This is a genomic window from Gemmatirosa kalamazoonensis, from assembly GCF_000522985.1.
GTDB classification, from domain to species: domain Bacteria; phylum Gemmatimonadota; class Gemmatimonadetes; order Gemmatimonadales; family Gemmatimonadaceae; genus Gemmatirosa; species Gemmatirosa kalamazoonensis.
Window position 1 is genome coordinate 1,998,881 of sequence record NZ_CP007128.1, and the last position, 24,773, is coordinate 2,023,653.

Consider the following 24,773-nt stretch of genomic DNA (forward strand, 5'->3'; position numbering starts at 1 on the left):
TCATGATGCGGAGCTTTATCCGGTACGGCGCGCTCGCCGCCGGGTTCTTGGGGGCGGTGGTCGCGTGCGACCTCGAGGTGGTCAACCCCAACAACCCGGAGACGACGCGCGTGCTCGCCAACGGGCCCGACCTCGAGGCGTTCCTCGGCGGGTACTACAAGCGATGGCACGGCGGGTTGTACGGCACGACGACGAACATCTGGGGCATGCTGCAGGTGCAGGCGCTCGAGAACTACTCGAGCCTCGCGAACAACTGCATGAACCAGCGCGCGGCCATCCCGCGCGGCTCGAACGACAACTCGATCGGCAACCAGTGCGAGGCCGAGCAGAAGGCGGTGTACAACCGCATGCAGGAGGTGACGCGCGTGGCGTCGAGCGTCCTCGCGACGCTCGACACCGCGACGCTCGGCTCGCAGGCGCAGGACAACCGCGCGAAGTCGTTCGCGGAATTCCTGCGCGGCCTCTCGCTCGGGTACGCGGCGCTGTTCTACGACTCGGCGGCCGTCGTCGGGGCGAAGACGGGCCCCGCGGATCCGGGCCCGCTCATGGGGTACGTCGAAGTCATGGACTCGGCGAAGGCGGCGTTCCAGCACGCGATCGATCTCGCGAGCGCGCAGGCCACCGGCGGCAACGGCTTCCCGCTGCCGGCGACGTGGATCCCCTCGACGACGACGTTCACGGCGCCCGAGTTCGTGCGGCTGATCCGCAGCTATCGCGCGCGCTTCACGGCTGGCAACGCGCGCACGCCGGCGGAGCGCGCGGCGGTGAACTGGGACAACGTGATCGCCGACGCGACGAACGGCATCACGGCGGACCACGACAACATCACCGACGCGACGAACGGCCCGTTCCAGACGTGGCTGAGCCAGTCGTACGCGTACGGCACGTGGCACCAGATGGTGCCGTTCATCATCGGCATGGGCGACGTGTCGGGCTCGTACGCGACGTGGATCGCGACGCCGCTCGATCAGCGTCCGGCCGGCTTCTTCATGGTGACGCCCGACCTGCGGTGGCCGCAGGGCACGACGCGTGCGGAGCAGCAGGCGGACTTCGCGATCACGTCGTGCCAGGGCGCGTCGCAGGTGTGCAAGCGCTACTTCGTGAACCGGCCTAACGGCGGCGACCCCTCGGGCGGCTTGAGCTGGGGGCAGTCGAACTACGACCACGTGCGCTTCATCTCGTGGCGCACGAAGGGCGACGGCGGCACGGCGCGCACGGGCAAGCTGCCGTTCATGGTGAAGGCCGAGATGGATCTGCTCGCGGCCGAGGGCTACATCCGGAAGGGGAACTTCGCGGCGGCGGCACCGCTCATCAACGCGACGCGCGTGAAGAACGGTCTCCCCGCGCTGACGGCGCTCGACAACACGACGGCGGTGCCGGGCGGGGCCAACTGCGTGCCGAAGGTGCCCGTCGGTCCGAACTACACCACGATCGCCTGCGGCAACATGCTGGAGGCGATGAAGTGGGAGAAGCGCATGGAGACCGCATTCACGCACATCGGCGCGTGGTTCCTCGACTCGCGCGGATGGGGCGACCTGCCGGCGGGGACGCCGGTGGACTGGGCGGTGCCCTATCAGGATCTCCAGGTGCGCGGCAAGGCGATCTACAGCAAGGGCGGCGGTTCGCTCCCGGGGTCCGCGGCGAAGGGTACGTACGGCTGGTAACGCGTGCGCATCACTCGGCAGCTCGCCGGACTCGCCGGCGCGCTCCTCGTCACCGGCTGCTACGCGCTGCAGCCGGTGACGGGAACGGCGCCGGTCGAAGGGACGCGAATGGCGTTCGACGTGACGGACGCGGGGCGGGTCGCCCTCGGCGGGTCGATGGGTCCATCCATCGCGCGCATCGAGGGGCGACTGCTCCGCCGGGAGGGCGACGAGTTCGTCGTCGGCGTGACGGGGGTGACGTACATCTCCGGCAACACGCAGACGTGGTCGGGGGAGAGCGTGCGGCTCAAGCCCGGCTACGTCGGCACCGTGTACCAGCGCCGCCTCGCGAAGGGGCGCACGGTCGCGGCGGCCGCTCTCGGCGTCGGCGCGCTCGCGTACATCGTCACACGCTCCGTCAACCCCGGCGGTGACCCGGACGAGGGTCACACGCCTCCTGACACCAGCGGCACCACCTACCGCGGCCGACGGCCCTAGCTCGCCGCTCCCGCATCAGCCTTCCTCTCGAGACATCACATGCGACGCATCATCCACCTCTCGACGCTCTGCCTTGCCGCGGGCGCGCTGAGCGCGCTGAGCGCGTGCAAGCCCGACGAGGTCGTGGAGACCACGACGCCGCCGACGGCCGGCGTCCGGTTCATCAACGCCGTCCCCGACACCGGCGGGTCGGCCGGCCTCGACTTCCGCTTCGTCGACCTCGTCGAGAACAGCTCGCACTTCAAGATCCCGTTCCGGAACAACATCGTCACCACGAACGGGATCCCCGGCTCGACGCTCATCGAGTACAAGAACACGCAGGCCGGCCAGCGGCACCTGCGCATCTTCCTCAGCGACACGCTGCAGGCGGTCGCGCAGACGGTGCTGAAGGACACGACCATCACGATCGAGGCCGGGAAGCGCTACACCGCCATCCTCTGGGGGAACGCGCGCTCGGGTCAGTCGCCGGCGATGCGCTTCACCTTCGTCGAGGACGCGCCGGCGGATCCGGCGAGCAACGTCGCGCTGCGCGTCATCAACACGACCGGAACGCCGGTCGACGTGCGCGAGTACCTGTCGACCGGCACGCTGCCGGCGGCGGCGACGTGGACGAGCGTGCCCGCGCTCGGCATGTCGAACTACGTGACCTCGGCGCCGGGCACGATCCGGTTCAACGTGCAGCCCGCGGGCGGCGGCTCGACGCTGTTCGCCGAGGCGTCGGCGCTGCTCGGCGCCGCGGGCACGGTGGATCTCGAGGCGATCCCGGGCACGACGATCCCCGGGTCGGCCGTCTCGGCGATCATCTGGCCGCGGTCGGTGGCGGGGAGCAAGGCGGCGCAGTTCAGCACCCCGGCCATCTCGTTCACGTGGGACCGCCGGCCGCCGCGCACCTGCGCGCTGTGCTGACGCGGAGCGCGTGACGCGAAGCGGTACCGTCGTGCGAGGGCCCGATCGGGATGCGTTCCGGCGGGCCCTCGCGTGCCTTCGTCCACAGTGCGACCACAGCCCGAGGGTTCGACGATGAGAGCTCGACACGGCCTCCTCGCGCTCGCGGTGATCGGCCTCTGTCTCGCCATGACGCCGCGGTCCTCAGCGGCGCAGGAGAAGAAGCGGAAGCCGCAGCGCGACCTCGTGACGCGCGACGAGATCATGGAATCGGCGCAGCGCGACGACGATCTGTTCAACGCGCTGCGCAGCCTGCGTCCGCGCTTCCTCGAGCGGCCGACGGGGATCCGCACGCTCGGCAACTCGACGCAGCCGCCGACGCTCGTGGTGCTCGACGGCAAGCCGATGGGCGACCTCGAGACGCTGCGCTCCGTCATCGCGTCGACGGTGGACGAGGTACGGTACATGGAGCCGTCGCGCGCGGGCACCGAGTTCGGGAACATCGGCGCCGGCGGCGCGGTGGTGGTGAAGCTCTACAAGGCGCCGAAGGTCACGAAGGCCCTTCCCGCCGATACGTCGCACGACACGTCGCACCCCGATACACCGCAGCCGTGACCACGTCGCGATCCGCCGCGATCCTCTCGCCCGTCGTCGACTTCCTGTTCGTGGGAGGGTTGTCGCTGATCGTGTTCGTGCCGCTGCTGCTCAGCGGCCGCACGGACCTCGTGCTGATCGGCGCCGGAGCGCAGGCATGGCTCGGGGCGCTCATCAACATGCCGCACTTCATGGCCTCGTACCGGATCGTCTACCGCAGCCGCGAGATGATCCTGAAGCACCGCTGGGCGTCGATCTACATGCCGGCCATCCTGCTCGCGTACGCGGCGGTGGCCGTGTGGTCCGCGCAATACACGAACGCGCTCGTCGTCGTCTACGTCGCCGCGGCGAGCGCGTATCTGGCGTGGCACTACACGGGGCAGGTGTGGGGGATGATGGCGTCGTACGCGTACCTCGGCGGCCTGCGCTTCGAGGAGCGCGAGCGTCGACTGGTGCGCACGAGCCTCCGCATCCTGCTGGCGTGGCACCTCACGTGGTTCCTGTACACGCAGCTGCGCGACCCGTCGCGGCTGCGGCCCGCGTACCTCTTGGTGAGCGCCGGCACGCTGGTCGCCTTCGCGTTAGGCGCGGTGGGGCTGTGGCAGATGCGGCGGCGCACGGGCAAGCTGCCGCCGGCGCGCGCGCTCGTGGCGTGGCTCGCGATCTTCGTGTGGTACGCGGTGATGGCGCGCGACCCGAAGGCGATCTTCTGGATCCAGATCGCGCACGCGCTGCAGTACCTCGCGTTCCCGATCCGCGTGGAGATGAACCGCACCACCGCGTCGACGGCCCGATCGGTGGGGCGGTTCGCGACGCACATGGCGGCGTACGGCGTGGGGCTGCTCGCGGTGAGCCTGCTCATCGCGCGGGTGGTGCCGGGACAGGCGATGGGGATCGTGGGCAACATGTTCGGCGAGCAGCCGGGACGCGTGGCGCCGATCCTCATCCTCATGTTCATCAACATCCACCACTACTTCACCGACGGGGTGATCTGGAAGATCGGCAACCCCGAGGTGCGCAGGGATCTGTTCGCGCACATGCCGGCGCCCTCACCGACCGCGCCGGCGCCGAGGCCCGTGGCGACGGCCCCGTCGCTCGGGCAGGCGACCGCACGTTCCCGACGCGCTTCGGCGCGCCACTGACGGACCCTCTCTCCCTCCCCGTCATGCGAGCTCTCCTCCCGCTCGTCGCTCTCGTCGTCGCGGCCTGCGCCTCGTCGGGCGGTGCGCCGACCGGCCGCGCCACCGAGACCGTGCGCATCGACGGCGTCGGCACGCTGAACATGGCCGGCGCGTCGACCACCGCGTCGGTGACGTCGCTCGCGTATCCGATCGACCAGGCGTGGGCCGCGCTGCGCACGGTGTACGACTCGCTCGCGATCCCGGTGACGACGCAGGACCCGGCCACGCACACGATCGCGAACGACGGGTTCAAGATCCGCAACCGCCTCGGCAAGACGGCGCTGAGCCGCTACGTCGAGTGCGGCAACACGCAGATGGGGCCGAGCGCGGACAGCTACGAGGTGTACCTGTCGGTCACGACGCACCTCAAGCCGGCCGACGCGGGGAACACGTCGGTGGAGTCGACGGTGGAAGCGACGGCGCGTCCGGTGCAGTTCGCGCAGGCGCCCTCGCGCTGCACGTCGAAGGGGGAGCTGGAGACGCGCATCGCGACGCAGCTGCGCACCGCGCTCGCCCAGCCGAAGCGTTAGGCACCCTCGCCGAGGTCGCGCGCCACGCGATCGACGGCCGCGTTCCAGTCGCCGCGCGCGCCGTCGTGCGCGGCGCCCTCGCGCACGAGGCGCATCGACGGGTAGAGCGGCGTGGTGTCGCCGTCGAGGCGCCAGCGCCAGTTGAACGTCGGTCCGAGCAGCAGCCACACCGGCACGCCGAGCGCGCCCGCGAGGTGCGCGGGCGCCGAGTCGGTGGTGACGAGCAGGTCGAGGTGGCGCAGCAGCCGCGCCGTGTCGCCGAGCGACTGCAGCGTCGGTCCCGCGTCGACGACGCGGCGCGTGACGGGCGTGGCGCCGAGGTCGCGCGCGCGCGGATGCGACGACGGCAGCAGCCCGACCCACTGCACGCCGGGCGTCGCGGCGACGAGCCGCTTCAGCGCGCCGTACGGCAGGCCGCGCGTGCCCTCGAGCACGAAGTCGGGGTTGCCGGCCCATACGATGCCGACGCGCTTTCCCTCGAGCCCATCGAGCAGCGCCGGCGCGTCGAGCCGCGGCGGGTCGAGATACGGCGCCGCGGGCCAGCGCTCGACGGGGAGCCCGGAGTCGTGCAGCCACGGCCCGATGACGAGTCGGAAGTCGGCCGCGCCGAGGTCGTGGCGACGCGGCACGGGACGCGGGAGGAACGCGTCGGCGAGCCGGCAGGCGGCGACGAGGTCGTGCAGCCGCTCGTCGCAGCCGACGATCACGCGCGCGCCGGCGTCGCGCACGGCACGGGCGAAGCGCAGCGCCTGGATCTGATCGCCGAGCCCCTCGAGGAGCTGGAGGACGATCGTGCGTCCGGCGAGCGGCTCGCCGGCCCACGCGCGGCATCCCGGGAACGCGGCCGCGAGCTCGGCGTGCAGCGCGGCGTAGCGCGACAGCACGTGCGCCGACGACGGGCCGTAGCGCCGCGCGACGGCGCGCCAGCTGGCGAGCGATCGCCCCACCTCCTCGGACTCGGCGAGGAACGTCGCGCCGTCCGCGGCGGCGTCGGCGTCGCGGCCGAGCAGCGTGCGGACGATCGCGCGCAGCCCGTGCCCGCCTAACGCGACCGGCGCCGACGCGAGCTCCTCGGCGCGGGCGCGCGCCTCGTCGACCGCGCCGCCGGCGATCAGCAGCATGACCTCGGACGCCGCGATCGCGTCGTAACCGAGCAGCGCGGTGGAGCGCCGCGTGAACGCGAGCGCGCGCGCGTAGTCGCCGCGGCGCGTGAGCGCGAGGAGCATCGCCTGCACGGCCTCCGACGCGCCCTCGTCGCCCCGTGGCGCGCGCTCGGCGAGCGCGAGGACCTCGCGCTCCAGTCGATCGAGCGCGCGCGCGTCGCCGCGCCGCGCGGCGTCGAGCACGGCGCCGACGAGCGCGTCGGGCGAGGGCGCCGTCGGCGCGGGGGGACGAAGCCTCACCGGAAGTAGAACCGCGTCCAGACGGCGATGGCGCCGCAGGTGCGAGCGTCCGCGTTCGCGCGCGTGAACTCGACCGGCACGCCGAACGCGCGCGGGTACACCTCGACGAACGCGACCTCGCCCGGCCGCAGCATGCCGAGGTGCTCGGAGTCCGTGGGCGCGTCGTCGATCCAGATCGCGGGGACGCAGCGTCCACCGGTGAGGGAGCGCATCGACAGCACGAACCGGTTCGCGGTCGTGCCGCGCGCCGGCTCGACGTACGTGCCGGGGAAGTCGCCGAGCACGCGGGCCATCGTGCCGTGCGAGCCGATCTCGGTGGAGTCGCGGAAGTAGCCGCCGCCGAGCCTGCGCCGCTCCTCGAGCCGCTCGACGCGCCGCCGCACGGTGGGCGAGCCGATGACGCGCACGACCTCGAGCGTCGTGAGGCGGTGCATGCGCACGAGCACCGACGCGCTCTCCCCATCGGCGACGTCGACGACCGCCGTGACGGGAGACATGCCGATCGCGAGGACCTCGACCTGGCGCGTGCCGGTCGGCACGCCGCGGATGGTGAACCGCCCGGCGCTGTCGGTGCGGGCTTCCTCGGTCGCCTCGTTCGTCGCGACGCGCGCCCCGAGCACCGGGACGCCCGCGGAATCGGTGACGACGCCGCTGATCTCGCCGCGCGCGGTGCCGGCGACGCCGGTGAGCGGCGACACGCGCAGGTCGCGGCGCAGCACGCGCGGATGATCGGGCGGCAGATCGATGACGCCGCTCGACGCGGAGTCGGTGATGGCCTGGATGCGCAGCGCGACGTCGGTAGGCACGCCGCACACGCGATAGCCACCGGTCGCGTTCGAGCGCGTGGTGCCGCGCCACTCGCGCTGCTGCAGCTTGCGGCGTCCCACCACGCCGAGCTGCAGCCAGTTCAGGTCGACCGTCGCGTTCGCGACCGTGGCGCCGCGCGCGTCGGCGACGCTGCCGTACACGAACCCGCTGTCGTTCGGCGGCGTGGCGGTGCCGCACACGCCTCGCCAGAGCGTGGCGAACGACGGCGACGCGAGCGTGAACTCGGCCGCGCTCTCGGTCACGACGGCGGGCGCGGAGAGGCCGAAGATGCCGACCGCGTCGAGCGCGGCGTGCTGCAGGGTGAGCGTGTAGCGGCCCGGCGCGACACTGTCGAAGCGGAAGCGGCCGCGCGCGTCGGTGATGGTGCTGCGGTCGCCGTCGAGCGCGACGAACGCCTCGACGAGCGGCACGCCGCGAATGCTGTCGAACGCGACGCCGCGCACCGTCACCACGGTCTGCGCGCCGAGCGCCGAGCCGAGCGAGAGGTACAGCACCGTGCCGAGCAGGAAGCGCATCAGCGAGCGGGTTCGAGGGTGAGGAAGATGCGGCGGTCGGTCGTGCCGTTAGGCGCGAACGGGAGGCGCGCGTCGATCGCGCGGAAGCCCGGGAAGCGCACGAGCACGCGATGCTCCCCCGCCGGCACGTCCGTCATGCGGAACGCGCCCCGCTCGTCGGTCGACACGCGGCGCGCGATCTCCGGCATCGCGACCTCGGCGCCGGCGATCGGCCGCAGCGTGGCGTCGTCGAGCACCACGCCGCGGAACATCGCGCCGCGGTCGGCGCGCCGGTCGAGCACGAGCCGCGCGCGCGCGACGCGATCGCCGACGCCGATGGTGACCGGAACGGGGTCGGCGCCGAGATCGCCGCCCGCGGCGCGCAGCACGAGCGGCGTCGCGCGCGGGAGGCCGCAGAGTCGGAACGTGCCCTGCGCGTCGGACGGCGCCTCGCGCCACCGCACGCGCGCGGCGCTGTCCTCCGCCGCACGCTCGGTCCACTCCGCGATGACGCGCACGCCGCGCGGGACCGCCGTGTCGCCGGCGGCGGCGACGGTGCCGAAGACCACGCCGTCCGACGGCCGCAGCGTCGTCGCGCCGCACAGCATGGCGAGCACGCGCACGGGGCTCGCGACGCGCACGCGCACCGGCGGCGCGCCCTCGGCCAGCGTGACGGTGACGCGCTGCGCGGCGACGAGCGAGTCGAGGGCCGGCGTGTGGACCTCCACCGTGTACTCGCCGGGGATCACGCCCTCGACACGGAAGCGGCCCGCGGTGTCCGTGCGCGCCTCGTGTCGCGTGCCGAGCAGCGCGACGCGCGCGTCGGCGATCGGCGCGTTCGTCGCCGAGTCGAGCACGGAGCCGACGACGACGAGCGGCGTACTCGCCCACACCGTGTCGCGGCCGAGCGTCGCGAGCGCGAGCTCGCCGCCGGCGACGCGGATGGCGGCGACGCGCGGCTGCGCCGCACCGCGCATCGAGTACGGCAGCGCGGGCTCGAGCTCCGGCATCGCGATGCTCCACCGCGACACGGCCCAGGCGCCGTCCTTCATGCGCACGAACTGGATGGCGCCGCCGGCGCGATCGCGCTGCACCTCGGAGACGTTCACGTAGCCGAACTCGAGGTCGCGGAGCTCCGACGTCTTGCGGTCGAGCCAGATCGTGCCGCGGATGTCGGCCTTGCGACGCGCCGGCACCGGCTCGAACGCGATGCCGATGCGCGACGGATCGCGCGACCGCGCGAGGCGGAAGCAATGATCGGTGAGGAACGTGGCGGAGAGCAGCGCCTCGAGCCCCGGCGCGTGGTACGTGGTCGAGCCATCGGCGTCGGACACGACGAAGCCGAGCCGGTGGAGCGAGTCGGCGGAGAGCTCCTTCCACGGCTGCACGACGTAGCCGAACCTCGCGGCGAGCGACTGGTCGCGCATGCGGCGCCCGTCGGGGTCGAGCACGCGGTCGTACGTGATGATCGTGGCGCCGAGCGAGCGTGTGGCGGCGGTGAGCTGGGTCGCGGTGAGCGCGCCGCGCGCCTGCTCCCAGAGCGCGAACGTCGCCGTCGCCGTGTCGGAGCCGACGCGGCACGCCGCGCGGTCGGCGACGCGCACCGTGTCGAGCGCGAGCGCGACGCCGGTGAGGACGAGCCGCCGGGTCAGCTCCTCGCCGGCGGCGAGCGTCACGGGCGCCGAGGTGACGGGGCGGAAGCCGATGCGCAGCGTGTGCACGCGGTACGTGCCTGGCCCCGGCGCGAGCAGCCGGTAGGCGCCGCGCTCGTCGCTGAGTGCGCGCGCCGCGACGGCGGACGACGCGTCGAGCAGCGTGACGACGACGCCGGGCACCGCGCGGTCGCCGACGTCGAGCACCGTGCCGCGCACCACCTGCGCCCGCGCCGCGGCGGGGAGGAGGAGGAGCGCGGCGGCGGCGAGCGAGCGGCGGCGGGGGGAGCGCGGCATCGGCATGCGGCGGTGACAGCGGGGCGGTCGGCGAGGGTCCAAATTGCAGCCGGTCCAGCGGCCGCGCCACGCGGGCGGTGGCCCCCTCTCGGCCCGCGAAACGGTGGGCTCGGGCGTAAGCTGTGTGGCCGCTCCCGCGTAGCGCACGGCTTCGGCGAGTGTCGGACGCGGATCGCGCGGATCGCGCGGATTCTTTGATAGGCGGTCGGGGCGAGGGGCGAGCCTCGGCGCGATCCGCGAAATCCGCGGAATCCGCGAAATCCGCGATTCAAATCTCTTGGAGGTCTGCTTGAAGAGGAGCACGTCCCGCATCGCCAGCGCCGTCCTCGCGACGGTCGTCGTCGCCTCGTGTCATCGCGACTCGGCGCCGAGGCCGTGGCACCAGATGCAGGGATACCGGTGGCGCGAGCTGGTGGTGGACGACGGGGGGAAGCCGGGGTTCACCGAGATGAGCGCGCGCGAGACGGGGATCCGATTCGAGAACGACGTGCCCGACTCGGTGCTGTTAGGCAACCGCATGCTCGCGCAGGGCGGCGGCGTCGCGCTCGGCGACGTGGACGGCGACGGGCGGCCGGACGTGTTCCTCGCGCGCAGCTCGGGGTGCTCCGCGCTGTACCGCAACCTCGGCGACTGGAAGTTCGACGACGTCACGCAGCGCGCGGGCGTGGGCGCGTGCGGGCGCCACGCGAGCGGCGCGGCGTTCGCCGACATCGACGGCGACGGGGACCTCGACCTCGTGCTGCTCGCGACGACGGGGCCCAACGCGATCTTCGTGAACGACGGGCGCGGGCACTTCACCGAGCACCGCGACCTCGGGCTCGATCCCGCGGGCAAGGGCGGCACGACGGTGGCGCTGGCCGACGTCGACGGCGATGGGCGGCTCGACATGTACGTGGCGAACTACAAGCCGTACAGCCCCGTCGACACCCTCGCGCCGCAGGAGCGCGCGCCGAGCCAGCTCGTGCACCAGGTGGGGCCGAACGCGTACGCGGTGGTGCCGGAGCGACAGAAGGACTTCAAGCTCGTGATGCGCCCGGACATGGGCGGCATGAACGTCACGATGCGCGGGGAGCCGGACGATCTGTACCTCAATCGCGGCGGCCGGTTCGAGCGCGTGCCGTTAGGCGGCGGCGACGAGTCCTTCGGGCTGAGCGCGAAGCTCGTGGATCTCACCGGCGACGGCGCGCCGGAGCTGTACGTCGCGAACGACTTCGAGGACACCGACCAGCTCTGGATCAACGACGGCCACGGCAACTTCCATCTCGCCGACTGGACCGCGCAGCGGCAGACGAGCAACTCCGCGATGGGCGTGGACGTCGCGGACGTGAACGGCGACGGGCTGCCGGATCTGTTCGAGACGGACATGCTGAGCGACGACACGCGCCGGCTGAAGACGCAGATGCCGGCGCACACCGCGCTGCCGAAGCGCGTGGGCGACGTCACGACGCAGCTCCAGCAGCAGCGCAACACGCTGTTCGTGAACCGCGGGGACGGCACGTTCGCCGAGGTCGCGGCACTCGCCGGCGTGCAGGCGACGGGGTGGTCGTGGGGGACGATGTTCCTCGACGTCGATCTCGACGGGCGGCCGGACCTGCTGGTGGCGAACGGCCACCTGTGGGACATCATGGACGCCGACGTGCAGGAGCGGCTGCAGAACCGCGTGTCCGGCGTCACGTGGCAGCGCGAGCGGTGGGAGTTCCCGAAGCTCGCGCTGCACAACGTCGCGTTCCGCAATCGCGGCGATCTGACGTTCGAGAACGCGAGCGTGGCGTGGCACTTCGGCACGGAGGCGGACGTGTCGCACGCGCTCGCGGCGGCCGACCTGGACGGCGACGGGGATCTCGACGTGGTGGTGAACCGTCTGCGCGCGCCGGCGCTCGTGCTGCGCAGCGACGCCGCGGCCCCGCGCATCGCGGTGCGCCTGCGCGGCACGGCGCCGAACACGCAGGCGGTCGGCGCGCGGATCACGCTGCGCGGCGGCGCGGTGCCGCTGCAGACGCGCGAGGTGCAGGCGGGCGGCCTCTATCTGTCGCACAGCGACTACGAGGCGTCGTTCGCGATGGGGACGTCGCAGCGCGCGACGCTGGAGATCGTGTGGCGCGACGGGCGCCGCACGCGGGTGGAGAACGTGGCGCCGAACAGGCTCTACGAAGTGGACGAAGCGAGCGTGGAGCGTGGAGCGGGGAGCGTGGAGCGTTCGGACGACTCCACGCTCCACGCTCCACGCTCCACGCTCGCTCCGCTCTTCGAAGACGGCAGCGCGCAGCTCGGAGGACACGTGCACACGGAGAACACGTTCGACGACTGGGAGCGACAGTTCCTGCTGCCCAACGCGCTGTCGCAGCTCGGGCCGGGGGTGGCGTGGTTCGACGTCGACCGCGATGGGGACGAGGATCTCGTGGTGGGCGCGGGGAAGGGTGGGGCGATCGCGGTGTTCCGCAACGACGGCGGGCGGCTCGTGCCAATGCGCGCCGGCGCGCCGACGTCGTCGGATCTCACCACGGTGCTCGGCGTCGCGGACGCGAGCGGGACGCGGATCCTGGCCGGCGTGGCGAGCTGGGAGGGGGGGACGCCGCCGTCGGTCGTGAGCGTGGGAGCGCGCGGCGGGACGCCGCAGACGGTGGTGCCGCCACTGCCGTCGTCGACGGGGCCGATCGCGTTAGGCGACTACGACGGCGACGGGGACCTCGACCTGTTCGTCGGCGGGCGCGCGGTGCCGGGGGCGTATCCGGCGCCGGCGTCGTCGTCGCTCTGGCGCAACGAGGGCGGGCGGTTCGTGCTCGATACGCTGCGCAGCGCGCCGCTCGACCACATCGGCCTCGTCTCCGCCGCATCGTTCGCCGACGTGGACGGCGACGGCGACGCGGACCTCCTGCTGGCGCGCGAGTGGGGCTCGATCGAGCTGCTGCTGAACCAGGGCGGCCGCTTCTTCACCGCCGCCGCGTGGGGGCTGGAGCGGTGGCCAAGCCGGTGGAACGGGCTCGCGACCGGAGACCTCGACGGCGACGGGCGGCTCGACATCGTGGCGACGAGCTGGGGGCGCAACACGATGACGCCCGCCGACCGCGCGCGGCCGCTCGTGATGCTGCACGGGCCGTTCGGGTCGGGCGGCGAGGAGGAGATGCTCGTGGCGCGCGACGATCCGCGCCTCCACGGGCTCGCGCCGCTGAACGGCTACGCGCGGCTGCGCGTCGCGCTCCCCGACCTCGGGCGCCGGTTAGGCACCTTCGCCGCATACGCCGACGCGACGGTGGACAGCGTGCTCGGCGGGGGCCCGCGTGCCGCGCGCGTGCACCGCGACACGGTCGTGACGCTCGATCACATGGCGTTCCTGAATCGGGGCGACCACTTCGAGCCGATGGCGCTGCCGACGGAGGCGCAGATGGCGCCGGCGTTCTACGCGGGGATCGCGGACTTCGACGGCGATGGCAAGGAGGACGTGTTCCTGAGCCAGAACTTCTACCCGACCGCCGTCGGCCTGCCGCGCTACGACGCGGGACGCGGGCTGCTGCTGCTCGGCGACGGCAAGGGCGGGCTCGCGGCCGTGCCCGGCTCGCGCTCGGGGATCCGCATCTACGGCGACCAGCGCGGCGCGGCGTACGCCGACTACGACCGCGACGGTCGACTCGACCTCGTGGTGTCGCAGAACGGCGCGGCGACGGTGCTGCTGCACAACCGCGGCGCGCGCCCCGGGCTCCGCGTGATCCTGCGCGGCCCGGCGACGAACCCCGACGGCGTCGGCGCGCAGATCCGTGTCGTGTACGGCGAGCGCATGGGACCCGTACGCGAGGTGCAGGCGGGCTCCGGCTACTGGTCGCAGAACGGCGCGGCGCAGGTGTTCGGGCTCGACGGCACGCCGACGGCCGTGCAGGTCCGGTGGCCGGGCGGCGTGAACGTGCGGGTGCCGGTGCCTAACGGAGCGCGCGAGGTCGTCGTGCGGCGCGAACCGTGACGCTCAGTGCCGAGCGACCCCGCGCACGCGCGACTCCGGCGCGACGACGCCCGCGATGAGCAGTCCCGCGGCGAGCGCCACCGCGGTCATCGTCATGCTGAACGCGGTCTGCAGCCCGACGACGGCCTCGCGGTCCATGAGCGACAGCAGGCTGCGGAAGCCGATGCTGCCGGGGACGAGGAGCAGGATGCCGGGCACCAGCACCACCGCGGCCGGCCGCTGGCGCCACCGCTCGTAGCCCGCGCTCGCGAGCGTGACGGCGAACGAGCCGGCGAACGCGCCGAGCTCCGCGCCCAGCGCGGAAGCGCCGAGTCGGCCGGCGACGTAGCCTAACGCGCTCGCGGCGACGATCCACGGCAGATCGCGCGGCTCCGCGCGGAGAATCACGGTGAAGCACATCGGCGCGAGCACCAGCGCGACGAGGTTCGCCCACGCCGGAAAGTGCCACGGATCGACGGCCGCCGGGACGCCGAACGCCGCGCCGCCGATCGCGTTGCCGAGCGCGACGCCGAACACGATCGAGAGGAACGTGATGAACGCGCCGCTCAGCCGCGCCGTGCCCGACGCGAGGTGCCGCGTCGCGAGCTCGCTCATGGCGGTGGTGAGCGTGAGGCCGGGCATGAGCACGATGAGCCCGGAGATCGTCGCCACGAGCACGGAGAGCGGCCCGACGAGATGCGCGAGCCCGATCGCGGCGAGGCTCACGAGGAACGACGCGAGCGGCTCGAAGACGCGCCCGACGCGCGGGTGCGACTGCGCGACGAGCGAGAAGACGCCGAGCCCGAGGCCGAGGATCGACGCGACGAGGATCTCGTGCGCGCCGCCGCCGAGGAACTGGCACGACGCGCCGGACACGACGCCGAACGCCAGCGTCGTGAGCACGGGGCCGTAGAGCGGTCGCGCGGCGACGATGCGGGCGATCGCCGCGCTGCCGTCGGCCGGCGCGACGCGGCCGCGCGCGACGTCCACCGACACACGCTCGAGCTCCGCGAGCTTCGCGAGGCTCACCTCGCCCGGCTCCACGCGCACGAGGAACGTGCGCTGCCGCCTGTCGTCGCCGAACGACGCCATGATCGACGTCGGCGTGGAGAAGAACTGGTGGCCCTTCAGGCCGAGGCGGTCGGAGGTGACGCCGAGGATGTCCTCCATCCGGCCGGCGGAGTAGCCGTGCGCGTGCAGTGCGCGCGCGAGCCCGAGCACGAACGCCACCGCGGCGGGATCGGGCTCGCTGCGGCGGCGTTCGATGAACGGGTACGACGTGGACTGGACGGGTTCCGTCACGGGGGCTCGCGGCTCAGCGGCGAAAGCTAAGCGAGCCCCCGTCGCCGCACGCGGCGCCGTGGCGTCAGAAGTTCACCCGCATCCCCGCGCTCCACGACGGGTTGTGCCGCGTACCGTCGATGAACGTCACGATGTCGCGCACGTCGGCCTGGAAGCCGAGCGCCGGCAGGATGGCGAGCCGCGCGCCGACGCCGGGGGAGAGCGTGAAGGCGCTCTGCGAGTCCCTGAACAGCGGCGACGGCGCGCGGAACTGCGCGTTCGCGACGTGCGTCGACAGCACGCCAAGCCCGAGCGACGCGAACGGGTCCAGGCGCGCGCCGAGCGGCGTCGCGAACGGCCGCACGTCGGCGGCGAGGCCCAGGTGATACGTGGTCGCGTCGAGGTTCCGCGCGAGCGCGCGCTTGGGCGTGTAGCTCGCGAACAGGCCGAGGTCGACGTGCGAGACCCGCGAGGCGGCGTCGAACAGCGTCGGGCCGCGCCACATGACGCGCGCGCCGACGCCGGGGGCGTCCATGCGCCCGTCGTCGCCGGCGAAGTGGATCCGCGTGTACAGCGCGTCGACCGACGGGCGCACGAACGCGGCGTCGGACGAGTCGTCCTGACCGGCCAGCCGCGAGACGGGCACGGCACCGAGCATCACGCCCAGCGCCGCCAGCCGAACGATGCGAGTGTTGCGCATGGTTCCTCCTGGTGATGCGACGTGGTGAAAGGTGAGCGGTCCACGGCGAGGCATCGCGCGTGCCCGCCGAGTCGGTCAAGATGACGGACGGCGTCGGTCGGGGTGGCGGGGGGCTGTCAGGGTGACAAAGGGGCCCGCCGTCAGAAGATCACGGCGTCACCGCCGCCCCCCACGTCTTCCCCATCCCCGCGAGCAGCGCCGCGTACGTCTCGATGCCGTCCCACAGGTTCTTCAGCTTCAGGTTCTCGTCCGCGGCGTGCTGGTTGTCGTCGAAGTTCGCGATCGGCAGCGAGATCATCGGGACCTTCAGCACCTGCTCGAACAGGTACGCGGGGCCGCTGCCGCCGGTGGTGGGGATGACGAGCGGCGGCTCGGCGGCGCCGTCGCGCAGGGCGGCGATCACCGCGCGGCCGAACGGGCCGTCCATCGGGGCGCGGCTCGCCGGATAGCCGCTCCCCCATTGCACGCGCACGACCTTGGGATGCGCGAGGCGCACGGCGGTCGTCGCGCTGTCGTGCGTCACGAACCACCCCTGACGCGCGAGATGCGCCTCGAACAGCCGCTGCACGCGCTCCGGCGTCTGGTTAGGCACCAGCCGCAGGTCGAACGACGCGTACGCCTCGGTGGCGATGGTGTTCGACCCCGTCTCGCGCACGCCGCCGACGCGGATGCCGCGCAGGTTGAGCGCCGGCAGCATGAGCCGCTCGGCCAGCGGCGCGCCGTTCGCCTCGGTGCGGCCGAGGCCTAACGCTCGGCGCAGCGTGTCGTCGTACGCGGGGAGCGCGGCGATCGCGCGGCGCTCGGCGGGCGTGATCGGGCGCACGTCGTCGTAGTAGCCGGCGATCTTGATGCGGCCGTCGTCGTCGCGCATGCTCGCGATGAGGTTCGCGAGCATGACGCCGGGGTTCGGCGCCCAGTTGCCGTAGTGGCCGCTGTGCAGCGCGCGCGTGGGGCCGTAGACGGTGAGCTCCGCCTCCGTGACGCCGCGCTGCCCGAACACCACCTGCTGACGGCCGCTCTGATGCACCGGCCCGTCGCAGAACAGCCAGCCGTCGCCGGTGAGCTGCGACCGGTACGTCTCGAGGATCTGCCGCAGGTGCGCGGAGCCGGCCTCCTCCTCGCCCTCGAAGAAGACCTTGAGGTTCACCGATGGCGCGGTGCCCGCGGCGCGCATCGCGTCGACGGCGGCGAGCATCGCCATGATCGACGCCTTGTCGTCGCCGGCCGAGCGGGCGTAGAGACGCGCCTGCGGATCGGCGTGCTGCCCATCGTTAGGCAGCGCGATGACCTTGCCGCCGTCCTTCGGCTCGCGGTCGCGGAGCACCGGCTGCCACGGCGGCGACGTCCACTGCTTCGGGTCGAGCGGCTGGCCGTCGTAGTGCGCGTAGAGCACGAGCGTGCGCGTGGCGCCGGGGCTCGGCAGCTCGCCGTACACCGCGGGCGGGCCGCCGGGGACGGTGAGCAGCCTCGTGTTCGTGAACCCGCGCTTACCGAGCATCGCGAGCAGGAAGTCGGCGTTGCGCCGGATGTCGGCCGAGTCGCGCGCGACGTTGGGGAGCGCGAGCAGGTCCGAGAACTCGCGAAGGATCGTGCCCTCGTGCGCGTCGCGATACGTCTCGGCAGCGGCGCGGGCCCGGGCGCCGGGCGTCTGGGCCGCGGCGATCCGTGCGACGGTGAGCGCGGCGAGGAGTGCGAGTGGTCGGAGGCGCATACGGCGATTGTTCGGAGCGGGTCGGGGCGGTGCGTGTCTCCCGCACAGACTATCACCGCGGCGCGCACTCTGCACATGGTGGCGCGCCATGCAGAGCCCGACCATCTCCCTGAACGACGGCCGCGCGATCCCGCAGCTCGGACTCGGCGTGTGGCAGATCCCGAACGACGAGACGACGGCCGTGGTGCGCGCCGCGCTCGACGTCGGCTACCGCTCCATCGACACTGCGGCGCTGTACCACAACGAGGAGGGCGTCGGACGCGCGGTGCGCGAGGGCGGCGTGCCGCGCGACGAGCTGTTCGTGACGACGAAGCTGTGGCAGGACCGGCACGACGACGCCGAGCGCGCGTTCGACGAGAGCCTGCGGCGGCTCGGGCTCGACTACGTGGACCTGTATCTCATCCACTGGCCCGCGCCGGGGCAGAACCGGTACGTCGAGGCGTGGCGCTCGCTCGTGCGGCTGCGCGAGAGCGGGCGCGCGCGCTCGGTCGGCGTGTCGAACTTCAACGTCGACCATCTGGAGCGCATCATCGACGCGACGGGCGTCGTGCCGGCGGTGAACCAGGTGGAGCTGCACCCGCGCTTCCAGCAGCGCGCGCTGCGTGCGTTCCACGAGCAGCGCGGCATCGCCACCGAGTCGTGGAGCCCGTTAGGCCAGGGCGGGGTGCTGCGCGACCCGACCGTCGGTGAGATCGCGCGCAGGCACGGCCGCACGCCGGCGCAGGTCGTGATCCGCTGGCACCTCGACTCGGGGCTCGTCGTGATCCCGAAGAGCGTGCATGCGAAGCGGCTGCGCGAGAACTTCGCGTCGCTCGACTTCCGGCTCGGCGAAGACGACATGCGGCGCATCGAGGGGCTCGACCGACGGGACGGGCGGATGGGGCTGGATCCGGCCACGTTCGGGTGACGCATCATTTCCATCGCGTTACCATCATTTCCATCGAGCGCTGGATGGGACTGATGGTAACGCCATGGAGATGATGCGTTTCATGCCGTTCGCCTAGTCCCCGTGACCAGCGTGACGACCATCCCCACGATCACCACGACGACCGCGCCGATGACGTTGTGCCAGAGGAAGCTGACCTTCGGCGCGCCGAAGTTCACCGCGGCGACGGCGCTCATGCCAGCGATGAGTCCCACGAACGCGCCCGCCGCCGACGCCTGACGGATCATGGCGAGCAGGAAGACGCCGAGGATGGAGCCGTAGAAGAACGAGCCGAAGCGGTTCACGACCTCGATGAGCGAGCCTAACGTCGCCGCGAACGTCGCGACGCCGCAGGCGAACAGCCCCCAGAACGCCGTCGCGGCCTTCGATACGTTCAGGAAGTGCGCGTCCGGCGCCTCCGGGCGCACCCAGCGGCGGTAGAAGTCGATCACCGTCGCGGTGGCGAGCGAGTTCAGCTCCGCGGCGATCGCCGACATCGCCGCCGCCATCACGCCGGCGATGAACAGCCCCGCGAGGCCCAGCGGCAGCTGCTCGAGCACGAAGCGCGGGATGATGTAGTTCACGTCCTTGGACGGCTCGTGCACCGTGCTGTCGACGAGCGCGAGCGCCTGCGCGCGCACCGACGCGACCGCGGAGTCCTGCATGCGGAACGCCGCTACCGCCGCCGCGTTCGCGGCCCGGTCGCCCGCGTCGTCGGCACGCGCGAGCGCGTCGGCGGCGGCTCGGCGCGCCCCGAGCGCGGCATCGTAGCGCGCCTGCAGCGCGCCGTACGCCGCGGGCGCGGCCTGCTGCGCGCGGTGCGCGTGCGCGGGATTGAACAGCATCGGCGACGGCTCGAACTGATAGAACACGAACACCAGCACGCCGATGAGCAGGATCATCGCCTGCAGCGGGATCTTCCAGTACGCGCTGATGAGGAGCGAGTTGCGCGCCTCGCCGACCGAGCGCGCCGTGAGGTAGCGCTGCACCTGGCTCTGGTCGGTGCCGAAGTACGACAGCATGAGGAACGTGCCGCCGATGATCCCCGACCAGAACGTGTACGTGTTCGTGAGGCTGGGCGTGAAGTCGAACGCCTGCAGTCGTCCCGCCGCACCGGCGATGTGCAGCGCGGCGCTCGGCGAGACGGGGATGCGGACGAGCAGCGTCGTGACCACCGCGACGATCGCCACGGTGACGAGCGCCATCTGCTTCACGTCGGCCCACGTCACCGCCTGCACGCCGCCGAGCACCGTGTAGAGCACCGTCGGCACGCCCATGAACGCCACGCACCAGCCGAGCGGCCAGCCGAACACGGCGGAGAACACCACCGCGGGCGCGGCGAGGATCGTCCCGCACGACATGCCGCGCGACAGCAGGAACAGGAACGCGGTGAGCGCGCGCGTCTTCGCGTCGAAGCGCCGCTCGAGGTACTCGTACGCCGTGTACACCTTCGCGCCGTGCAGGAACGGCACGAGCGTGACGCCGAGGATCACCATCGCGACCGGCAGCCCGAAGTAGAACTGCACGAAGCGCATGCCGTCGACCGCGCCCTGTCCGGTCGTGCCGATCATCGTGATGGCGGAGAGCTGCGTCGCCATGACGGAGAGGCCGACCGCCCACCACGGGAGGCTGCGGCTCGCGAGCAGATATCCCTCGAGGTGCTTCGTGCCGCGCGCGCGGCGCAGCCCGTCGATCGCGACGTACGCGAGCCAGCCGATCACGACCGCCCAGTTCAAAGGGTGCATGACGCGCGGCTCACGGGGTGTAGCGCTGCTGGAGCAGCCAGAGGAGGACGAGCGCGACGACCTGCACGGTCATCACGCGCACGAGGTTCTGGCGGAACCGGGCGCGGGCACCCGGATCCGGAGTGGGATCGGTCATGCCGTCAATGTACGCGCGGTACGCTCACCGCCGCCGGGCTTCCCGCGCGCGCAGCCGCGCCAGCCGGTCGCGCACCTCGCGCACCTTCGGCTGGAGCTCGGGGTCGGCATCCTTCCAGAGCGTGACGAACCGCTCGTAGGCGGCGATCGCCTTCGGGACGTCGCCGGTCGCCTCCGCCAGCTCGCCGATACGCTTCCAGCTTCCGGCGGCGAACAGGTTGAAGCCCGCGGCCGTGACGTGGCTCACCTCGATGAACCGCTCGTAGCTCGCGAGCGCCGAGTCGGGCCGTCCGGCGAGGTCGTACGCGTAGGCGAGCAGCGCGTGCGGGTTCTGCCCGAACCCGAACGGCGCGCCGCCGCGGCACGCGGCGCCGCACGGCGAGGCCGCCGCGGCGGCGAGGGCGGGAATGGCCTCGCGCGCCCGGCCCGCGCCTAACGCGACGACCGCGCGCACCATCGCGCGGTCGCGTACGATCGCCGCGTCGGTCGCGCCGGCCCAGCGCCGTTCGGCCGCGGCGAGGAACGTCGCGGCGCGGTCGGCTCGGCCGGTGGCCGCGTACGCCCAGGCGAGCGCCGGGTACGGACGGTTCGCCTCGGGGAGACTGTCGAGCGGGTTCACGACGAGCGCGGAGTCGAGGAGGCGGGCCGCGCCGGCGCGGTCGCCGAGCACCCAGGCGCGCGCGGCGCCGAGGCGGGCCGCCTGCACGATCGCCGCGAGTGGGCGCACGTTGCGCGCGCGCGTCGACGCGAGGCCGAGCCCCCGCTCGAACTCGCGCACGTGCCCCAGCGCGAGCTCGTACTCGGCCGCCGTCGACCCCGCGCACGACTCGCGGTCGCGCGGCTCGGTGATGCGCGCCGCGCACTGCGCGCGCGCGGCGTCGGAGGCGCCGGCATAGTCGCCGCGCAGATACGCGAGGGAGACGCGGACGGGGGCCGAGACCGCCGGGTCGGGGAAGCGCGCGATGATCACGCGGTAGATCGAGTCGACCGCCGACGGCGCCCGGCGCTCCGCGATCATCACGTTCGCCAGGTTGCCGTACGCGACGAGGCTCGGCGTGCTCCCCTGCAGCTCGATCGCGCGACGCAGGAGCGAGTCGGCCCGCCGCAGGTCGCCGACGTTCGCGGCGGCCATCGCGACCGACTGCACCGCGTACCAGTCGTGCGGCCGCAGGGCGAGCCCCTCCTCGGCGGCGCGGAGCACCCTGGCGGCGTCGCGGACGCGGGGCGGGCCGCCCCCGTAGTAGTACTGCTCCACGAGCAGTCGTTCCGCCTCCGGGAGCCGGTCGCGCCGGGCGAACGCCTGCGACACCGCCCACTCGGCCTGCGCGACGTCGCTGTTGACCGACGTGATGTAGGCGCCGAGCCGCGCGTACGCCGAGACGAACCCCGTGTCCAGGGCGATCGCCTCGCGCAGCAGGGTGACGGCGCGTCCGGTCTGATTGCGGCCGCGCTCGCGGATCGCCTCGGTGTACTTGCGCAGCGCCGGCAGCGACGTCGTCGTCGCCTGCTCCAGCGGCTGGCTCTCGCGCACCGCCTTCAGCGACTCGCCCATGCGCCCGCGCAGGCGGCGCGTCATGCGGCCGAGCGTCGGGATCAGCTGCGCGGCGTCGCTCGCCGTCTCGTGGTAGGCGGCGAGCTCGCGGCCGCTGTCGGCGCTGACGAGGCGCAGCGTGAGCAGGTAGGTCGTGCCGAGCTGCTTCGCCGCGCCGTCGACGATCGCGCCGAAGCCCTCGCGCTGCGCCAGCTCGCGCGCGAGCGCGAGGTCGACGCGCGTGCCCGGCGGGCGCTGCATGCGGCGCAGCGCGTCGGCCAGCTCGTCGGGGCCGAGCAGCCTCACGGCGTTCGACTGCTCGAGGTCCGACCGCACCGCCTCGGCGAGCACCGGGCCTAACGACGTGTCTCCCACGGCGGTGAAGTCGGTGACGACGATCGGGGCGCGGGCCTCGATCGCGCCCGCGGCGAGCAGCGAACGCGCGGGCCCCACGCCCATCGCGCGGAGCGCCATGACGCCGCCGACCACCGCGGCGAACACGCCGAGCAGCGACGCGCTCCACCGCGCCGTGCGCCGCCAGCTCACGTGCGGCCCCGCGCGAACGGCGATGGCCGCGAGCGTCGACGGCGTCGAGACGGGCGCGCGGCGCGCGGCGTGCTGCACGTACGCCGTCGCGAGGAGCGCCGGGAGGCCGAGCGCGGCGAGCAGCAGCGCGCCGGGGAAGACCCAGTCCGGCACGCCGGTGGTGGCGACAACGGTCCGGGCGAGCGCCGCGACGACGACGAACGCCGCGGCGTAGACGGCGAGCGCGCGCCGGAGCGCCGTGCCTAACGGCATCGGGTCCGATGCGGCTCCGCCCGGCGTGACGCGGTCGAGCGCGCGGAGCACGTCGGCCGCGGACTGCGGGCGCGCCGCCGCGTCCTTCGCGAGCAGTCGCGCGACGAGGTCGGCGAGCGCCGGCGGGGTGTCCGGGCGCGGACCGCGCACGTCGGGCGCCGGCTCGGTCAGGTGGGCCGCGAGCGCGCGGCGCGGCGGTCGATCGCCGAACGGCGGTCGGCCGGCGAGCAGCTCGAACGCCACGCAGCCGAGCGCGTAGAGGTCCGCGCGGTGGTCCACGTCGGGATCGCCCGCGGCCTGCTCCGGCGCCATGTACGCCGGGGTGCCCAACGCGACGCCGAGCTGCGTGAGCGCGTCGGATCTCGACGACGGCTGCGCGGCGCCGTTGCCTGCCGCCGCGGAGAGCGCCTTCGCGATGCCGAAGTCGGTGACGACCGCGGCGCCGCCGGAGAGCAGCACGTTGTCCGGCTTGACGTCGCGGTGCACGACGCCGCGCTCGTGCGCGTAGGCGAGCGCCTTCGCCACGTCGCGCAGCACGGCGACCGCGTCGTCCACCGGCAGGCGCCCCTCGCGGACGAGGCGATGGCGGAGGCTCTCCCCCTCGACGAACGGCATCGTGAAGTAGGGGAGTCCCTCGGCGGTCGCGCCGGCGGTGAGGACCGCGACCACGTGCGGGTGCTGCAGCCGCGCGGCCGTGCGGATCTCTCGCTCGAACCGCTCGACCGACAGCGCGCCCGACAGCGCGGCCGACAGCTCCGGCGAGAGCACCTTCACGACCACGCGGCGACCGAGCGTGTCGTCGTGGGCCACGAACACGCGCGACATCCCGCCGCCGCCGAGCTCTCGCTCGATGAGGAACCCGGTGCCTAACGACGACTGCAACGCCTGCCGCAGCGCGTCGGTCATGCGCCGCCGGGGCGGTCGGTGCTCAGCCGGCGGTGGACGCTGGGGTGGCCCATGCGACCACGATACGGCGGCGCGGCGGGGCCGGGAAGGCCCGTGCGCGGCGCCGCCGCCGCGGTGCGCCGCCCGCCTAACGATCCGCCGAGCCGGGCTCCGTCTGCTTGCGGTGCATCTCCGCCGTCACCGTCTCCGGCAGCACCTGCGCGAGCGTGCTCTGCACCTTGTTCTTCGCGCCGACGACGACGTGGTCCTTGCCCTTCATGAGCGCGTCGAACGCGGCGCGCGCGACGGTGGCCGGGTCCGACTTGCTCCCCGTAGCGGCCTTCGTGTCCATCATGTGCGCGCGCTCGAAGAAGTTCGTGTCGGTCGGCCCGGGCTGCAGCGCGGTGATGACCACGTTCGTGTCCTTCACCTCGTTGCGCAGCGCCTCGGCGAACGACTGCACGAACGCCTTCGAGGCCCCGTACACGGCGAGGAACGGCGCCGGCATCTCGGCAGCGATGGACGACGTGAACAGGATGCGGCCCTCGCCGCGCGCGACCATGTCCTTCACCATGTACTTCGCGAGCCGCACGACCGAGACGACGTTGAGGTCGATGAGCCGGAGCTCCTCGGCGAGGTCATTGTCGACGAACGCGCCGCCGACGCCGACGCCGGCGTTGATCGCGAGCGCATCGACGGCGCCGATCTGCCGCACGCGGTCGTAGAGGCGGTCCACGCCGTAGGCGGTGGCGAGGTCGGCGCGCACCGCGTCGACGCGGGCGCCGGTCGCGCGCAGCTCCACCGCCGCGCCGGTGATCCCGTCGTCCTCGGCGCAGATGACGAGATCGTACCCATGCTCGGCGAAGACCCGCGCGAGCTCGAGGCCGATGCCGCTGGAGGCGCCGGTGACGACGGCGAGAGGATGCGGGCCGGTCTGTTGCTGTGCCATGTGTGAGTCGCGTGCACGGGTGCCTGGATGCGCGGAGCGGGCCGCGGGTCGGGGCGACTCCAGGGGCAAGACCGGCGCCCGCACGCCCGCGACGCGGGGAAATCCAGCTGCGGCGCCTAGGTACCAGGGGGGGCTCCCCCCCCTTCGCCCAAGGTGCTATACGCCGATGGCGCCGCG

Annotated in this window: 18 protein-coding genes; 8 read left to right on the forward strand and 10 right to left on the reverse strand. The window is 73.1% G+C overall.

Annotation, left to right across the window (positions count from 1 at the left end; genetic code table 11):
• Window positions 1-2: 2 nt before the first annotated feature.
• The 6 genes from J421_RS08685 to J421_RS08710 all read left to right on the forward strand — a co-directional run bounded on the left by J421_RS08685 (window position 3) and on the right by J421_RS08710 (window position 5,331).
• Window positions 3-1,664 (forward strand): RagB/SusD family nutrient uptake outer membrane protein, encoded by a 1,662-nt coding sequence (locus J421_RS08685; protein ID WP_025410786.1) that lies wholly within the window; start codon window positions 3-5, stop codon window positions 1,662-1,664.
• Window positions 1,665-1,667: 3 nt separating this feature from the next.
• On the forward strand, window positions 1,668-2,141 hold the full coding sequence (locus J421_RS08690) for a hypothetical protein (protein WP_025410787.1): 474 nt from the start codon (window positions 1,668-1,670) through the stop codon (window positions 2,139-2,141).
• A 39-nt stretch (window positions 2,142-2,180) separates the two neighbouring features.
• Window positions 2,181-3,047 (forward strand): DUF4397 domain-containing protein, encoded by an 867-nt coding sequence (locus J421_RS08695; RefSeq protein ID WP_025410788.1) that lies wholly within the window; start codon window positions 2,181-2,183, stop codon window positions 3,045-3,047.
• Between the two features lie 114 nt (window positions 3,048-3,161).
• Window positions 3,162-3,641 carry a hypothetical protein gene (locus J421_RS08700; protein ID WP_148306223.1) on the forward strand — a complete coding sequence of 160 codons (480 nt, stop codon included), beginning with the start codon at window positions 3,162-3,164 and terminating at the stop codon, window positions 3,639-3,641.
• Window positions 3,638-4,762 (forward strand): hypothetical protein, encoded by a 1,125-nt coding sequence (locus J421_RS08705; RefSeq protein ID WP_025410790.1) that lies wholly within the window; start codon window positions 3,638-3,640, stop codon window positions 4,760-4,762. The genes J421_RS08700 and J421_RS08705 overlap by 4 nt, the downstream gene beginning before the upstream one ends.
• A 23-nt stretch (window positions 4,763-4,785) precedes the next feature.
• Complete coding sequence (locus J421_RS08710; RefSeq protein WP_025410791.1) at window positions 4,786-5,331, forward strand: hypothetical protein; 546 nt, start codon at window positions 4,786-4,788, stop codon at window positions 5,329-5,331.
• Here J421_RS08710 and J421_RS08715 read toward each other — a convergent pair.
• From J421_RS08715 to J421_RS08725, 3 genes are read right to left on the reverse strand one after another with little or no spacing between them, the layout of a single operon-like run.
• Window positions 5,328-6,734: a glycosyltransferase family 9 protein gene (locus tag J421_RS08715; protein ID WP_025410792.1), complete on the reverse strand. Its 1,407-nt coding sequence runs from the start codon at window positions 6,732-6,734 to the stop codon at window positions 5,328-5,330. The two genes, J421_RS08710 and J421_RS08715, sit on opposite strands and share 4 nt — an antisense overlap.
• Complete coding sequence (locus tag J421_RS08720; protein WP_025410793.1) at window positions 6,731-8,077, reverse strand: carboxypeptidase regulatory-like domain-containing protein; 1,347 nt, start codon at window positions 8,075-8,077, stop codon at window positions 6,731-6,733. The genes J421_RS08715 and J421_RS08720 overlap by 4 nt, the downstream gene beginning before the upstream one ends.
• Entirely contained in the window at window positions 8,077-10,005 is a 1,929-nt protein-coding gene (locus tag J421_RS08725; protein WP_158508703.1) for a carboxypeptidase regulatory-like domain-containing protein, read from the reverse strand. The genes J421_RS08720 and J421_RS08725 overlap by 1 nt, the downstream gene beginning before the upstream one ends.
• A gap of 289 nt (window positions 10,006-10,294) precedes the next feature.
• Here J421_RS08725 and J421_RS08730 point away from each other — a divergent pair, with 289 nt between their 5' ends.
• Window positions 10,295-13,957: a CRTAC1 family protein gene (locus tag J421_RS08730; RefSeq protein ID WP_025410795.1), complete on the forward strand. Its 3,663-nt coding sequence runs from the start codon at window positions 10,295-10,297 to the stop codon at window positions 13,955-13,957.
• Window positions 13,958-13,960: 3 nt separating this feature from the next.
• Here the strand turns inward: J421_RS08730 and J421_RS08735 are convergent, their stop codons facing one another.
• From J421_RS08735 to J421_RS08745, 3 genes are all read right to left on the reverse strand, one after another.
• A complete protein-coding gene (locus J421_RS08735) occupies window positions 13,961-15,238 on the reverse strand; it encodes a threonine/serine exporter family protein (protein ID WP_025410796.1) in 1,278 nt (425 codons plus the stop codon).
• Between the two features lie 64 nt (window positions 15,239-15,302).
• Complete coding sequence (locus tag J421_RS08740; protein WP_025410797.1) at window positions 15,303-15,917, reverse strand: hypothetical protein; 615 nt, start codon at window positions 15,915-15,917, stop codon at window positions 15,303-15,305.
• A 148-nt stretch (window positions 15,918-16,065) separates the two neighbouring features.
• Complete coding sequence (locus J421_RS08745; protein WP_025410798.1) at window positions 16,066-17,628, reverse strand: M20/M25/M40 family metallo-hydrolase; 1,563 nt, start codon at window positions 17,626-17,628, stop codon at window positions 16,066-16,068.
• 88 nt (window positions 17,629-17,716) lie between these two features.
• Here J421_RS08745 and J421_RS08750 point away from each other — a divergent pair, with 88 nt between their 5' ends.
• On the forward strand, window positions 17,717-18,535 hold the full coding sequence (locus J421_RS08750) for an aldo/keto reductase (RefSeq protein ID WP_025410799.1): 819 nt from the start codon (window positions 17,717-17,719) through the stop codon (window positions 18,533-18,535).
• A gap of 80 nt (window positions 18,536-18,615) precedes the next feature.
• On the opposite strand, the gene J421_RS08755 is transcribed toward J421_RS08750, so the two are convergent.
• The 4 genes from J421_RS08755 to J421_RS08765 all read right to left on the reverse strand — a co-directional run bounded on the left by J421_RS08755 (window position 18,616) and on the right by J421_RS08765 (window position 24,596).
• Window positions 18,616-20,298, reverse strand: coding sequence for a sodium:solute symporter family protein (locus J421_RS08755; protein ID WP_025410800.1), 1,683 nt, complete (start codon window positions 20,296-20,298; stop codon window positions 18,616-18,618).
• 10 nt (window positions 20,299-20,308) lie between these two features.
• Window positions 20,309-20,434: a hypothetical protein gene (locus tag J421_RS34330; protein WP_260525846.1), complete on the reverse strand. Its 126-nt coding sequence runs from the start codon at window positions 20,432-20,434 to the stop codon at window positions 20,309-20,311.
• A 24-nt stretch (window positions 20,435-20,458) separates the two neighbouring features.
• Window positions 20,459-23,668 carry a serine/threonine-protein kinase gene (locus J421_RS08760; protein ID WP_025410801.1) on the reverse strand — a complete coding sequence of 1,070 codons (3,210 nt, stop codon included), beginning with the start codon at window positions 23,666-23,668 and terminating at the stop codon, window positions 20,459-20,461.
• Window positions 23,669-23,795: 127 nt separating this feature from the next.
• A complete protein-coding gene (locus tag J421_RS08765; protein WP_025410802.1) occupies window positions 23,796-24,596 on the reverse strand; it encodes an SDR family NAD(P)-dependent oxidoreductase in 801 nt (266 codons plus the stop codon).
• Window positions 24,597-24,773 lie beyond the last annotated feature (177 nt).

Bases quoted from the DNA above. Each gene is read 5' to 3' on its own strand.
- J421_RS08685 (WP_025410786.1), top strand. From the start codon at position 3: ATGATGCGGAGCTTTATCCGGTACGGCGCGCTCGCCGCCGGGTTCTTG.
- J421_RS08695 (WP_025410788.1), top strand. From the start codon at position 2,181: ATGCGACGCATCATCCACCTCTCGACGCTCTGCCTTGCCGCGGGCGCG.
- J421_RS08700 (WP_148306223.1), top strand. From the start codon at position 3,162: ATGAGAGCTCGACACGGCCTCCTCGCGCTCGCGGTGATCGGCCTCTGT.
- J421_RS08710 (WP_025410791.1), top strand. From the start codon at position 4,786: ATGCGAGCTCTCCTCCCGCTCGTCGCTCTCGTCGTCGCGGCCTGCGCC.
- J421_RS08720 (WP_025410793.1), bottom strand. From the start codon at position 8,077: ATGCGCTTCCTGCTCGGCACGGTGCTGTACCTCTCGCTCGGCTCGGCG.
- J421_RS08725 (WP_158508703.1), bottom strand. From the start codon at position 10,005: ATGCCGCGCTCCCCCCGCCGCCGCTCGCTCGCCGCCGCCGCGCTCCTC.
- J421_RS08740 (WP_025410797.1), bottom strand. From the start codon at position 15,917: ATGCGCAACACTCGCATCGTTCGGCTGGCGGCGCTGGGCGTGATGCTC.
- J421_RS08745 (WP_025410798.1), bottom strand. From the start codon at position 17,628: ATGCGCCTCCGACCACTCGCACTCCTCGCCGCGCTCACCGTCGCACGG.
- J421_RS08750 (WP_025410799.1), top strand. From the start codon at position 17,717: ATGCAGAGCCCGACCATCTCCCTGAACGACGGCCGCGCGATCCCGCAG.
- J421_RS08755 (WP_025410800.1), bottom strand. From the start codon at position 20,298: ATGCACCCTTTGAACTGGGCGGTCGTGATCGGCTGGCTCGCGTACGTC.
- J421_RS34330 (WP_260525846.1), bottom strand. From the start codon at position 20,434: ATGACCGATCCCACTCCGGATCCGGGTGCCCGCGCCCGGTTCCGCCAG.
- J421_RS08760 (WP_025410801.1), bottom strand. From the start codon at position 23,668: ATGACCGACGCGCTGCGGCAGGCGTTGCAGTCGTCGTTAGGCACCGGG.
- J421_RS08765 (WP_025410802.1), bottom strand. From the start codon at position 24,596: ATGGCACAGCAACAGACCGGCCCGCATCCTCTCGCCGTCGTCACCGGC.